Annotated in this window: 10 protein-coding genes; 2 read left to right on the top strand and 8 right to left on the bottom strand. The window is 62.1% G+C overall.

The annotated features are described in order from the left end of the window. Positions 1-98: 98 nt before the first annotated feature. The 3 genes from AB870_RS16165 to AB870_RS16155 all read right to left on the bottom strand — a co-directional run bounded on the left by AB870_RS16165 (position 99) and on the right by AB870_RS16155 (position 4,149). Positions 99-653, bottom strand: coding sequence for a hypothetical protein (locus AB870_RS16165; protein ID WP_047905504.1), 555 nt, complete (start codon positions 651-653; stop codon positions 99-101). Continuing rightward, entirely contained in the window at positions 650-1,525 is an 876-nt protein-coding gene (locus tag AB870_RS16160; protein ID WP_047905503.1) for a winged helix-turn-helix domain-containing protein, read from the bottom strand. The genes AB870_RS16165 and AB870_RS16160 overlap by 4 nt, the downstream gene beginning before the upstream one ends. A 104-nt stretch (positions 1,526-1,629) precedes the next feature. Further along, complete coding sequence (locus AB870_RS16155) at positions 1,630-4,149, bottom strand: hypothetical protein (RefSeq protein WP_157112359.1); 2,520 nt, start codon at positions 4,147-4,149, stop codon at positions 1,630-1,632. A 54-nt stretch (positions 4,150-4,203) separates the two neighbouring features. Here AB870_RS16155 and AB870_RS16150 point away from each other — a divergent pair, with 54 nt between their 5' ends. Both AB870_RS16150 and AB870_RS16145 read left to right on the top strand, forming a co-directional pair. Continuing rightward, positions 4,204-8,583, top strand: coding sequence for an Ig-like domain-containing protein (locus AB870_RS16150; RefSeq protein ID WP_047905501.1), 4,380 nt, complete (start codon positions 4,204-4,206; stop codon positions 8,581-8,583). A 395-nt stretch (positions 8,584-8,978) separates the two neighbouring features. Further along, complete coding sequence (locus AB870_RS16145) at positions 8,979-9,623, top strand: acyl-homoserine-lactone synthase (RefSeq protein ID WP_237169961.1); 645 nt, start codon at positions 8,979-8,981, stop codon at positions 9,621-9,623. Between the two features lie 63 nt (positions 9,624-9,686). Here AB870_RS16145 and AB870_RS16140 read toward each other — a convergent pair whose 3' ends face one another. The 5 genes from AB870_RS16140 to AB870_RS16120 form a co-directional block, all read right to left on the bottom strand. Beyond that, positions 9,687-10,460: an autoinducer binding domain-containing protein gene (locus AB870_RS16140; RefSeq protein WP_237170137.1), complete on the bottom strand. Its 774-nt coding sequence runs from the start codon at positions 10,458-10,460 to the stop codon at positions 9,687-9,689. A 482-nt stretch (positions 10,461-10,942) separates the two neighbouring features. After that, entirely contained in the window at positions 10,943-11,323 is a 381-nt protein-coding gene (locus AB870_RS16135) for a DUF1801 domain-containing protein (RefSeq protein WP_047905499.1), read from the bottom strand. 158 nt (positions 11,324-11,481) lie between these two features. Continuing rightward, the gene (locus AB870_RS16130) at positions 11,482-12,642 is read right to left on the bottom strand and encodes an iron-containing alcohol dehydrogenase (protein WP_047905498.1); all 1,161 of its coding nucleotides are present in this window, start codon (positions 12,640-12,642) and stop codon (positions 11,482-11,484) included. Positions 12,643-12,675: 33 nt separating this feature from the next. Next, positions 12,676-13,317 (bottom strand): branched-chain amino acid ABC transporter ATP-binding protein, encoded by a 642-nt coding sequence (locus tag AB870_RS16125; protein WP_047905497.1) that lies wholly within the window; start codon positions 13,315-13,317, stop codon positions 12,676-12,678. Further along, a complete protein-coding gene (locus tag AB870_RS16120; RefSeq protein ID WP_047905496.1) occupies positions 13,310-14,074 on the bottom strand; it encodes an ABC transporter ATP-binding protein in 765 nt (254 codons plus the stop codon). The genes AB870_RS16125 and AB870_RS16120 overlap by 8 nt, the downstream gene beginning before the upstream one ends. Positions 14,075-14,080: the final 6 nt, after the last annotated feature.

The raw sequence follows: 14,080 nt of genomic DNA, 5'->3' as shown, positions 1-14,080 counted from the left end.
GTGCATATGACCGCCCCACTTCGTGCACCGCAGGTGCACCTTGGCCTGACAGCCTTGCCGCTGTCAGGCTTTTTTGCGAGTTCGACAATTGCCCCGATTCATCGCGCGCCTGCGGCCCGAGCGCCAGGCGGCGCTGCGCAGAACACGCGAGGCTGCTGGTTGAAGCCGACGCTCATGCCAGCGCCAGTGCGCATCGCCTGAAAATAGTCGGTATGCCCGGGGCGGAAACCACCGTAGACATACTGGAAGACGAGGTCGTCCGGCGCATCGTCGGTGGCAAGCCGGCTCGCACGTATGGTGTTCACGCGCACCATGCTGTCGAGCGCCACATAGTCGAATTCGGCCATGCGATGGACTACATTCACGGTGTCGACCTGACGTATGCGGCCGGAAAAACGCGCCGTTCCCGTGCCATTGTGCGAGTAGTCCGACGCCATCGTGCCGGTAACCTGCACGAACTTGCCGTGCGGTGTCACCGTGTCGAATTCGATATCCGACAGGCATTGCCAGTCGATGCGCCTGTCCGGCACAAGCGGCCAAGCGGCAAGCCAGGGGACGACGACGGCGGCGGTCACGCCGAGCCACAGCGCGCGGCGCGAAATTCGCCGGACAAATCGACGCGGGAGGGGGGCGGAAGCGGCGGAAAAACTCATGGCGAAAGATGATCGATCAGCAGATACGACACGCAGCCGGGATCCGGTTGCGTGATGGGGCGAAGGCACAGAAAGTAGCTGGCCACTTCATTGCTTTGCGAACCGTTCAGATACACGAGGCGCTTCGCATGGTCGTCGACGGATGTCGGCGGCGTGCGGGCAAGCCTGTCGAGCCGCTCGTCGATAAAGGACTTGACCTGTTTCAGTTCGGGTGGCACGAACACACGGTTGCCGGGGCTGGCATCGCGCGCTTCCCATCGAACTTCGGGGGCGTTCGAGCGCAGGTCGCCGTGAATCTTCGGGATGACCCACAACGCGATGCCGGTGCTCAGCGCCGCGGCGGCGATCCACGCAAAGACCGCTGCATCGAGACGCACCGCCTTGCGCGGCGCCGCCTTGTCGATCCCATCGAGGGCTTCCGTTTCCCGCGTAGAAATTTCCTCGGACGGCGTTGATTTTTGGGTGATTTCCTCGTCTTCGACGTGTGTTCCGGTTTCGGAAACGATGCCGGAGGGCGTTGTCCATTGTCCGGAGTTATGGGCGGACACGCGCTCTACGCCTGTAATGCGATAGCCAATGCGCGGCAAGGTGATCAACACGGCGGGGTCGGCTCCGAGTTGTACCAGCGCTTTGCGAATGCGAACGATGGCCTGGCTGAGGTTGTTCTCGGAGACGACGGCGCCGTACTGTTCCCAGCCCTGGGCGAGCAGTGTTTTCTTGGTGACGATTTCGCCGTCGGCTTCGAGCAGCACCTGCAGACAGCGGCCGGCGGCGGCGCCGAGTGGCACGCTTTGCGTGCTGTCGTGCCGGGAAACGAGGGCGAACGTATCCGTATCGAAGCCGGCGGTCCCGCCGAGCAGAAACTTGACCATAGAAAGTGCCAGGGCGACAGGCGCCCTGGCGTTGTGGGAATGGTGGATGGGGTGCGCAGGCACGCATAACCCGCGTTGCACTGCGCACTTTGTTTCACCAGATGTTACTCGTTTCGTTTGGTCTTTGGGATCGGGCGCATGGCAATCTCACGGAGCTTCGCCTGAATCGGCGTGAGGTTGTCGTCGCGCGCAGCGACAGCCGCGTGTTTGACCTTTCCGGCCTGCATCCGGCGCTGGCGCAAATGTGCGCGCGCCTGCCGGCTGGTCCGGAACTGGCTGGCGAAGTCGTTGAGCGCCGCCATCCGTTGCGGCGAATTCCTGGCGCCTGTCCGGTTCGCTTCGGAGAATGTGATCCGGGGCGCCGTGAGGCCGTACGAGTCGGGCTCGGGCTGCCCGGCCTGCGACACGTCCGTGCGCTGATCGGCCCCGGCACGTGCATCGGCTCGCTTGCCATCGGGCCTCGTAACGGAATAGGTAATACGCGCCATTCCGTAAATATAGGTCCAGTGGACGAGCTCCTGCGGCCACCCGAACGTAAGGTCGGTATCGATATTGTCGTCTGTGACGACGATCTCGTGCGGGTACACCGGATGCGGATGCTTGTTCTGGTCGCCTCCCCATTCGGCTCTTGGGTACGGATCGCCGTAGGTTTGATCATTCGGAAAGAATTCGTCGGCGGTGACATGGACCCGCACCTTGTCGCCCACTCGCATCCCTTCATAAGCTTTGACAGTCAGCGGGGCGTGCCCCACTACCGAGACTTCGCTCCAGCGTACGATGTCGGCAACGAAGCGGGCAGGCAACAGACCGTCTGGGCCGCCCGGAATGTCGCTGCTGTCCTCGACCTCGACGTCGGCTGGCGGCGAAACGGACGTGTTTTCCCTGCGATTGTCGTCAAAATACCGTATTGCGAGATATTGGATCGGTTTGATCCCGCTGCCCGCAGCTTTGACCACTTCCCACGGCAACACAAACTTCAGGTCCTGTTTGGCGCTTACGTCCGACCCCGATACGGGACGTTCATCGAATACCTCACCGTTGTACATGACGATGACATCGTCGCCTCCCCGGAAGGCATCGTCGCCTGACGGGGTGCCGTCGGGATTGCGTGCGAACCACGGCACAAAGAACTCGTGGTCTTCCTGAAGCGATGCGTCGGGGATGTAATTGATCCGGTCGCTGTTCCACTGGGAATGGTGTACGTACGGGAATCCCAGCGCTTCGTTTTCGGGAGTTTCGGGATCGGGGTCGACACCACCAGCCTGACTCAGATTGACCACCACGTTATGAGGCGCCGGCGGACGCCCGACTTCCTTGTTGGCGCGGAAGACGACGTAGTTGACCGGAATGGTTGCGAAGCCATCCGCGTCCTGGGCGGCGTCTGCCCATTCGCCTGAGACCTCGCCGTACGGAATCTTGATTTGCAGGATCACGGGCGCACTCGCGTCGTCGCCTGTAAAGATGACCGGAGGCTGCTCGCGGGTTCCCCACCATACGACGAACACGTCGCCGGTCGCCAGTTCGGGATGCCCGGGGATGTGCACTTCGACGGGCGTGCGTGCATCGACTTCGTCAATGAGCTTGATATCGGGCGGGGTTGGGGCATCGTCGTCGTAGAGCGGTACGAGCGGCGGATCGAGATCCGGAATGCCAGGCTTCAGGAAGACGTCGATGACGACCGGCTCGGATTCGTCGCTCACATTGCCCGCGAGGTCCGTCACGATGTACGTGAAAGTCAGCAACCCGTCGCCAAGCCGCGCGAGCATCTCGCGCGTGAATTCAAGCACGACCGGTTCACCCGCCTGCATGTAGGGAATTTGAAAGGGCGCCGTTCGTTCTTCGTCACCGGCGATATTGCGCACAATGCCCACCGCCGTGTCGCCGTGAATCCGGTCCGTATAGCTGGGCACTTCGCCGGGAAGCTTGTTGCCCAGCTCGGTGAGGCGCGCATCCGTCAGGCCATTCTCATGCACATCGTCGGGAAACTCGATGTCTCCCAGCATAGGCACTCCCGGCTTCTGCCGGTCGATGGTGAAGAAGGTGACATCGGAAGGGTCTGTAAAGTTGGTTTCGGTATCGGACTTCCAGTCCCACTTGAAGGTATGCATGCCGTCTTCGCGGGCGTAGACCTCGGGCGCGAGCGTCATGGAGATGTAGCCGTTCTCGAAATCAGCGGGTTGCATCTCGTGTTCCGCGGTGTCCAGACCGCCGTCGTAGTAGACGCGAAACAGACACCTGGGATACATGGCGGCCGTTATCGGTCCCTTGAACAGAAGCGGTTGCGTCAACGTATCCGATCTGATCAGGTTGTACGGGGCCGCGTCGGGCGGGAAGTCGGCGGGGTTGGCGACCACGACGGTCTCATCGATGTCGGCGGGATCCGGGGCAACGCGACCCTCGCGGGTGGGGGAGCGCGTGCTCTGACGAGCCGGGGCATTATCGGTGCGAAGCAGGGCCTTACGCTTGACGCTCATGATGAACCTCCACGGTGTGGGCGAATGGTTTGCAGAGTGTCGCGCCCGGATTCGCGACGGAAAACTGTCAACGTTGACAGTTGCCGGGCGACGGTTGCGGTGGCGAGATGGAGACCCCGTGTCTGCGTTTCTCCCGGTCTCCGATCGCACGGTCAGGGGCCGGATTCCACCCGCAGCAATCGTGCTGCAAACCGGAGGTCGGTCATGAATACACGCGACAGTTTCTTCCTCAGAGCGCCGGACAAACTCGAGGAAACCCTGGTGCTCCAGGCACCGCAGGTGCCTTTGGCCGAGGCCAACGGCGGTATCCGGAAACAGGAGGTCTACGCGGATCTCGAAGGCTATCTCGACGTGCTGGTGCCATGGAACCCGCTGATGCTCAAGGGGGATACCTTGCGGTTGTACTGGGGGCGCGTCGGTCACATTGTCGATCTGATGATCGTGGAGTCTCCCAACGACCCGAACTTTCAGATGAAGGTGCCGGTAAAGGATGTCATCGACGTGGGCGACGGCATCGTGGACGTCTGGTACGAGCGCATCTCGTCGTTCGGCGACCCCGCGCCGGCACCGTCGCCGATTACGTCTGTGCTCGTGAAACTCTCGGTGCCCGGCGGTGACGATCCCGATCAGTCGACGTGGCCGGTCAACGAAGGGCTGGAGAAGGCGATTCTGCCCCCCGGGCCGATCGATGCCGTTCCCCCGGAGGGCATCCGCGTGGAGATTCCGCCGTGGCTCAACATGACGGCCGGCGACCGGCTCAAGCTGTTCTGGGGCGCCGCGACGTGGGAAGTGCCGCCCATCGACGAATCGCAGGTTGACAAACCGCTGATCCTGATGGTGCCCGCAGCAGTGATCGAGGCGGGAGGCGATGGCGAGGCGGTCGCCGTGACGTACGAAATCCGCGACACCGTGAGTAACTGGTCAGGGCGGGCGCTGTCTTCATTCATCGAAGTCGAAATGGGCGACGCGATCTATGACCCGCCCGCTGTCGTGGAAGTCAGCAACGACGTGCTCGATTACGACTTGCTCGACGGCGCCGATGCGCAAGTGATCATCATGAAAAATGGTGACATGGAGCAGGGCGATGGCGTGATACTCGTCTTCGAAGGCCGATCGTACGAAGGGCTGGAGGTCACTTATACGGCGTCGCAAACGCTCGGCGGCGGCGTGATTCTGTCGTTCGATCTGCCGAATGCGACGCTCGCGCAGATCGTGCCCGGACAAGGGTCGTTGTACTACCGGGTAAGCACCGCGGGCGGCGTGCACAAGGGACGCTCGTATCGCTCGAATTTCGCCGTCGAGGGCACGGCGGTCTTGCTGCCCGCGCCGCGCGTGCTCGAAGCGTCCGACGACGCGACGCTGGACCCCGCAGACGTGCCCAATGGCGCCACGGTCGACGTCGAACCGTGGCCGAATCTGGCGTTGGGCGATCTTTTGCGTTTGCGGTGGGAGGGAACCACGCAGGGCGGTGATCCGGTGACGTACTTCGACATCATCGAAATCAGTCGCGAGAACGTGGGCGAGCCGCTTCGCTTCACGGTGCCGTACAGCAAGATCGGGCCGCTGGGTGGCGGTACGGTGAACGTGATGTACACGGTGCAGTCCGGAACGAGCCTCAGGGAGTCGTCCACACTGACGCTGACCGTGTTCAAGGCCGACGCCTTGCCGGCGCCGCTGGTCGAAGGGGAAGTGAACGGCGAGCTGAATCCGATCTTCGTGCCCGCCGGCGCCAGAGTGACGATTCCGGCCTGGCCCGATATGGCGGTAGGTGACAGCGTCACCTGGTTCTGGCTCGGCACTTCGGAGGGCGGCCAGCAGACCGGTACCGAACAGGTGACGGCGGTGGGCGATATCGTCGTGGTAGCCGACCGGAACGTCATCGAAATCAACGCGATGGGCGGCGATACCGTCAACGTGCTGTACGAAGTCACGCATGCCTCGGGCGGCAAGACCGGATCGATGGCGAAGACGTTCGTGGTGCTGCCGCTGGAGACTACGCTGCCCGCGCCGATTGTGGTGGAAGCGGTCGACGGCATCCTCGATCCGAGCGAACTGGAAATCGATGCGACAGTGCGGGTCGCGCCATACGAAGGGATGGCGCGCAACGATGTGGTGAAGATCCGGTTCGGAGAAAATACCGCCGGCGAGCATATCCAGTCCTTTGCGATCACCGACAACATGGTGGGTAACCCCGTCAACATGTACGTGCCCAGGGACAAGATTCTCGCGCTGAACAACCGGATGGTCGCGGTGTATTACACGGTGACCAACGCCGACGGCGAACAGACGTCGAAGGAACTGCTCATCGAGATTCACGAAGCGGAAATCTGGCCCGCCCCGCACGTGGAAGAGGCCGACGGCGATTTCCTGCCGGAAGATGCGTATCTGCGCGGCGCGACGACGGTCGTGCCGGAATTCCGCGACATGCGCCCCGGCGACGAAATCGATCTTTACTGGGGAGAAGGCAGCCGCGAGTACCACGACAGTATCGGCATCGTCACGCCAATGGACTATCCATTCCGCGTGGAAAAGGATGTGATCGACCGTTGGCACGGAGAAATCGTGCCCGTGCGCTATACGATCACGCGCGGCAATCGGGTATTCAAGTCCGAAGTGCTGAACCTGCGCGTTGCACTGCCGTTACCCGGCCTCAGTGCGCCCGAGGTGCTCGAAGCCACGGGCAACGTGCTCAAACCCGTGGATGCGAAACAGGGCGCTACCGTGAGCGTCACCTATGAAGACATGTCGCCGGAAGATTCGATTCAGCTGAGTTGGGACGGCGACACGAGCTTCCCCGCCGTGCCGGGCGATCCGTCGGGGACGGTGACGTTTACCGTGCCACCGGACAAGGTCGCGATGTGCCTCGGACGTACCGTGCCGGTGTCGTTTGTGGTTACGCGCAAAGGCATCGACGTCGAGTCGCCGGTGCTCGATCTCGTGGTCGAGAATTTCCTGCCGGGCAATCTGCCGCTCGCGACGGTCGTCGAGCAAAAGGGCGGCGTACTCAATCTGTCCAATTTCGCGGGAGACGCCACGGCACGGCAGCCGGCGTGGCCGCTCATGGCGCAAGGCCAGCGCATCTGGTGGCGTTTGCATGGGACGCAAATCAGCGGCAGCCGAATCACGATCACCTTGGAGAGCGGGCATGTCGTTACCGCCGAGGAAGCGGGCAAGCCACTCAACCGGACGCTGCGCCGCGTAGATTTGGAAAAGCTGCAGGACGGCTCGAACTTCACGCTTGAGGTCAAGGTGACGTTCGATGGCAGCCCGAACGAGGCCGACGCCGTGGTGTTCCGCGTTCGCACGCTCCGGTTCTCGGACGGTCTGGACCTGTTTGCGCCGGAAGTGACCGAAGCACAGGACGGGGAGCTCGACGCGATCGATGCGATCGACGGTGTCACGGTTCGCGTGACCTATGAGGACATGCAGGCAACCGACTCGATCCAGCTCGTGTGGGATGGCGACGCGTCGTTCGATACGGTGGCGGGAGATGCGAGCGGCACCGTTGACATACCCGTAGACGCGGACAAGGTGCTGCCCTACATCGGCAAGACCCTGCCCGTCTATTACACGGTCACTCGCAACGGTCAGACGACCGCGTCCGGGATTCTCGATTTGACCATCAACGACTTCGCGGCGGGAGACCTGCCGACGCCTGTCATTCCGCAAGCGGCCAACGGCCAGCTCAAACTGTCGAGCTTCACCGGCAACGCCGCGGTCACGGTCAAACAGTGGCCGGCGATCGCCGCTGACCAGAAATTCTGGTTGCGGTGCCATGGCACGCTGGCGAGCGGCGCGAGCGATACGATCGTGCTGGCGGAGGGCGTGGGTGTCACTGCCGCGGAAGTCGACGCCGGGATCAACAGGGCGCTTCCGCGAGCGCGCCTTGAGGCGTTGCGCAACGGGTCGAACCTGAGGGTGGAGATGAAGGTGACGTTCGACGGCAGCAGCAACGAGGCGAACGCCATCCCGTTCCCCGAACTGACGGTGAAGATGGAAGTGATTCCGGACTTCACGTTGCCGGATACGCAGATGGTGTTGAACGGTCTGGCGATCAAGACGGGCTGGCCGAAGACCGGAGAGGACGCCCCCGGAAATGCGCAGACCCGTGCCGCCACGGGCGGTGTGCCGCCGTATACCTACACCTCGAGCAAGCCATCCGTTGCGTCGGTCAATGCGCAAGGCAAGGTTGTCGGCGAAAGAAACGGCACCGCAACCATTACCGTAAAAGACAGCAGAGGTACGTCGAAGTCCTATACGGTGGTGGTGAGCAACGTCTTCCAGTTCATTATCTGGGACGTGCCGGGGCTTAGCATTCAGCAGGCCATCAGTTGGGCCAATAGCGTTGGTCGCGGTATTGGCGACGCCGAAATCGCGGTATTGAGGAAGGTCTATTCGCGAGGGGTGAGGCCGGAGAGCTTCTTCTATTGGGCATCGTCGCAAGCCGGGTGCGGCTCGAACTACGGCCGTCAGATGGGGTGGGACACCATTACCCTGTCCGGCTGCGTGCTCAGCAACCCAGGAGTGGGCCCGGGTCACGGGGCTTTTGCCAAGGCTGCCGCCCTTACGCCCTTGAACGGTTGACGGCTTGGACCTGTGGCTGTTCGACCGGTCGTCGATTGCCGCTCCCCAAGTCGATTCACCAGCATTCGCCACGGCGTTCGCGCCGTGGCTTTTTTGTGCCGGTGAATCTCTCGAAAAACCGTGAAAACGCCGAATTCACACATTGAATCGCTGTCGGCGCGACAGATGAGTGATTATTGAAGGCGCATCCTTCGCGCGTTGCGTTGACGTTTGGGTACCTGTTAACCTTGACAGTTTTCGCTGCATTTCGGCGTCGCTAATCTGCCTCCATCTACTAACGATGGAGGTTTGGAATGCGGGTCGATGTCATGCGCGGTGCTCAACTGATCCCTTCTGCACGAGGCGAAATTGCGCGCTTTCGCCATCGCGTTTTTGTGCAAAAACTGGGGTGGGAAATGAAAACGTCGTCCCAGTACGGGATGTCGCCGGACGGTGAGGAGTCCAATGAGTACGATCGCGACGATACGATCTACGTCACGCTTCGCCATGAGGACGCCATTATCGGGTGCGCGCGCTTGTTGCCGGCGACGCACCGCTGTTTGCTCGGCGATCATTTTCCCCATCTCGTAGACGATCTTCCTGCTGCGATCCACATGGGAGACGGTTTCGACATGGGGGAGGGCGCCTACGCCCACGGCGCGTCCCTCACGTGCCACACGTCCCAGACGTGCGCAACGTCCGCAACGTCGCAGACGTCCTCGACACCTCCCACACCCGTCTGGGAACTCTCCCGGTTTGCATGGGAGGCACCCCAGGCCGATCGGGCCCTGCACGACGGCGCACCGGGGCAGCAATCCCTGCAGGGGGCGCGTGAACTGCTGCGTGCCGCGGTGTTCACCGCAAGTTCGCTGGGCGCGCGCCGGCTGATCGGCGTCACGTTCGTGAGCCTGGCGCGCCTGTTCGTGCGCATTGGCGTGCCGACCCACAAGCTCGGTGCGGCGTATCGTATCGACGGCCGGCTGGTAGCGGCTTACCGCATCGACATCGACGCGACCACCCGGTCGGCGCTCGGCTTGTCGGGCAATGCCTCGGCCAACTGAGGCACCGCGCCGCCGGACTCCCCGCTCATTCAATTTCTATCGCGTTTGCGTCGGCGCGGGTGGCTAGCGCCACATCACGAGTCGAATGGCGCTTTGCACCTTGTTCCGGCAGCCTGTCTTGTCGAGGCAGTTGCGAATGTGAAAATTGACCGTGCGAGTCGAGATCCCGAGGATGTCGCCGATTTCATCGGCGGTTTTCCCTTCGGCTGTCCATAGCAGCACCTCGCGCTCGCGCACCGACAGCAAGGTGATGTCGAAAGGAGGGCGCTGCGGGCGCAGCAGGCGGCTCATCGATTCATGGGTGTAGTTCGCCAGCACGCCCATGCCAACCTGCAACGAATTCAGTTCGACGGGAGTGAGAGATTCGGTCGAACGACTGAAACTCAGCAAACCGAACTCTCCGTGCGGCCCCCAACTGGAGCGCGCGATGCCGTGGTTCAGACCGAAGTCATGCGCGTCGCGCCACAGCGCATCGGCCTTGGGCAATGCCGGGTCGCGCCACAACACGAGGCTTTCCGTGTGAGCGCCTACGGCGACCGTCGGGTCGACGTCGAGATACCCGCACTTGCCATAGTGCGCCATCCAGCCTTCAGGGTAACTGTCGAAGACGCGAACTTCCGATTGCGTAGCACTGCGATGATGGCGAAAGCCATAACTGCAAAATTCGAACCCGATGCGCTTCGAAAATGAATCGATTTGCTGAAAAAGCTTCTGCGAGTCGGTTATTCCGCTGCAGTCGTCGTGAATGGTTTCGAGTAAATGCATCAAGGCAGACATGATGGCCTCCAGGGGAATGGGTCCGATGCTTGTGCGTTCAACTGTGTTTTGCAGCGACACCAAATCCGACGCGCGTACGACGCCACCATGGCGTTATCGCCATGTCGGCCCCTGGGTCATAAAAGCGTCGGAGTTTTAAATTGAATACAACAACAGGATGGTGTTGCTGACGTTGGCAATCGCTTCGCACGCCGTGGCAATGCAATAAACCGAAAGCTACGTATCGAGGCCGGGCGGCCAGTCGCCGCTTGTATGAACTTGAATCCGTACACCGATGCGTTGAAGAATATCAACCGGTTTGCACGTTTTCAATGCGTGCATCGAAAATATTAAAAAACGAGACCCCTCGAATTTCAAGATATTATTTTGTTGGATTTGGTGCCGTAGAATTAAGGGTTTTGTTTTGAAGAACCCTCGAAAATCGAGCGGGTTCTATCCGATTTTTTTGGGCGATTTCAGTTCGTGTTGCCTATCCCGATTTCGTTGAAAATCCGAGATGAATTGAATGTATGAATTAAATGGATAATTAATTTTTTGCTTGATCAGGATTGATTGGCATTGATCGCGGCACGAATAAGACTGGTCAGGGCTTTTTCATCGATAACGTCGCCTTCGTGAAAATCGATCGCGCGGCGCGTATTGCCTTCGAGGCTGGCATTAAAGAGGCCTGTAGGGTCGGGAAGCGAGGCGCCTTTGGGGAATGTCATTTTGACGGCGCGCTGGTATGCCTCGCCGGTGCACAGAATGCCGTGACATGACCAGACGGGCACACGCCACTTCCATTGCTCCACGATATCGGGCGAGACGCCGGTCACGATCTTGCGCACACGGGCGAGCATGTCGCCGCGCCAGTCCGCGAGTTCCCGGATGCGGGCGTCGATGAGGGTGGCGGCTTGCGCGGCGTCGGGAAAGGTTTTCTTCATGGCGTGTCTCCAGCGATGCAGTGCGATGCGGACCCGGGCAGACAGGAAGCGTGTCCCGAGCGGACCGGAGCCGAAGGGGATGATAAGCGATAAGGAAACGGCCCGGGCGACGATTGACCGTCGACCGGGCCGTTGAGCGCAAGGCGCGTTGGCGTGGGTCAGTACGCAGCGCTATAGATGGCGAACGCGTCGGCCTCCGAGACTTCGCGCGGGTTGTTCACCAGCAGGCGCGTCTGGAGCATCGCGTCGCTGGCCATGCGCGCAATGTCGTCCTGCTTGACGCCGACCTCGCGCAGGGTGCGGGGAATGGCGGTCTCAACGATCATGGACTCGATATGCCGGATGAGTGCGTCGGTCCTCGCTTCATCGCTGCCCGAGGCCTTGCCCGGCAGGATCACGTCGGCCAGTTCGGCGTACAGCTTGCATGCGGCCGGCGCGTTGAAGCGCATGACGTGCGAGAGCACCAGCGCGTTGGACAGCCCGTGAGCGACATGGAAAATGCCGCCAATCGGATAAGCGAGGGCATGCACGGCGGCCACGGGCGAATTGGTGAACGACTGCCCGGCGAACATGGCGCCGAGGAGCATCGCTTCGCGGGCGTCGCGATTGTTGCCGTCGTTGCAGGCCGGCAGCAGATTGCGCGAAAGCAGCTCCAGCGCCTTCACGGCGAGCATGTCGGAGATCGGGTTCTTCAGGTGCGCCGACGTATAGGCTTCGATGGCGTGAACCATGGCATCGATACCGGTCGCGGCAGTGGCCGCGCGCGGCAAGCCGAGCGTCAGTTCGGCGTCGAGAATCGCGAGATCCGCGAAGAGTTGCGGTGCGACCACGCCCATCTTCGTCGTCTCGCCGGTGGTCACGATCGACACGGCGGTCACTTCCGAGCCGGTGCCGGCCGTCGTGGGCATCTGCACCAGCGGCAGGCGCGTGCCCGTCACTTTCTTGACGCCGTACATCTCCTTGATCGACTGCGTGCCCGGCAACAGCACGGCGAGCAGCTTGGCCACGTCCATCGACGAGCCGCCGCCCAGACCCAGCACGATCTCGGCGTGCGCGGCGCGGGCGCGCTCGGCGGCTTCGAGCACGACATGCTCGGGCGGATCGGCGATCACGTCGTCGATCACCGAGACCTGCCAGTCGTGCCGGGCCAGATCGGCCAGCGCGGGGGCCAGCAAACCGCTTTTGTGCAGGAAGCCGTCCGTTACCACGCACAGGCGCTTGCCGCAGGGGAAGTGTTCGCGCAGCAGTGCGCCGAGGCGGCGCGCGGCGCCGAATTCGACAACGACGGTGGGGACCGTCTGGAAACGAAACGCGTTCATGATCGTTTTCCTCTTGAAACCTTGTGTTGAGAGCTATGCGACCATCTGGCCGCGATCGATCCGGTAGACGGTATCGAGCACCGCGCCGGCGTGCTGCAAGTCAGCACCGGAGAGAATCACCGCGAGACCTTCGCCGCGCATCTGGCCGATCACTTCGGCAATGCGCTTCGACAGGGCGGGGGCCACGCCTTCGAACGGCTCGTCGAGCATGAGCAGTCGCGAGCTGGTCATCAGCGCGCGCCCGACGGCCACCAGTTTCTGCTGGCCTCCGGACAATTGCAAGGCGCGCCGCGGCGCCCATTCGCGCGCTTCGGGAATGATGCGGTAGACCTTGTCCAGCCGGGTTTGCACGTCCGTTGCCTTGAGCGCCCAGGCCGGCACGCACAGGTTCTCTTCGACGGTCATGTCCGGGATGAGACGGCGATCCTCCGGCGCGTAGCCGATGCCGAGCGATGTGCGCTCGTGCGAGGGCGCCTTCATCAGATCGGTGCCGTCGAACGTCAACGTGCCGCCGCTCGCCTTCACGAGTCCCATGATGGCGCGCAGCGTTGTGGTCTTGCCCGCGCCATTGCGCCCGATCAGGCCGACGATCGCGCCCTTCGGCACTGAAAACTGCACCCCGCGAAGAATGTCCGTCGCGCCGAAGCGCACATTCAGATTTCTGACTTCAAGCATGGGCTACCTCGCCTGCCGTGTGAGCGGTGCCCGGCACCGCCGCCACCGTCTCGCCAATGATCAATTCACGCACCTGCGGGTCGGCGAGCACCTTGTCCGGTGTGCCGTCGGCCAGAATGCGGCCATCGCAGAACGCCAGCACACGATCGCTGTAGCGGCGCACGATTTCCATGTCGTGCTCCACGAACAGCACGGTGATGCCCAGCGCGCGCGCCGCGTCCAGCACGCGATTCATCACGTCGAACTTCTCTTCTGCCGCCACGCCCGACGTCGGTTCGTCGAGCAGCAACACCTCCGGCTTGCAGACCATGGCGAGCGCGATATCCAGCAGCTTGCGCACGCCTTCGGGCAACGTGCCGGAAATCATGTCGGCAAACTCCAGCACGCCCAGACGCGCCAGACTCTCGTTCGCCAGTTCGGCGGACAGACCGGAGATCGCCAGCGCGATCTCGATGTTCTCGCGCGCGGTCTGCGAGCCGAAAAGCTGCGGAATCTGGAACGAGCGTGCGATGCCCAGCCGCGTGATCTTGCGCGGCGCGAGACCCGTAATGCGCTTGCCGCGGAACACGATCTCGCCGCGATCCGGTTTGATGTAGCCCGTGAGCATGTTGACGAACGTCGTCTTGCCGGCGCCGTTCGTGCCGATCAGACCGACCACGCTTTGCGCGTCGATGTTGACGGTGATGTCCTTCGCGGGTGTCACGCTGCCGAAGGTCTTGTACAGGCCCGAGGCCTCAATGATGTGTGTCGATGCCATCTCGTG

Source organism: Pandoraea faecigallinarum, from assembly GCF_001029105.3.
Taxonomy (GTDB): Bacteria; Pseudomonadota; Gammaproteobacteria; order Burkholderiales; family Burkholderiaceae; genus Pandoraea; species Pandoraea faecigallinarum.
This window is presented reverse-complemented; position numbering and strand designations above follow the sequence as displayed.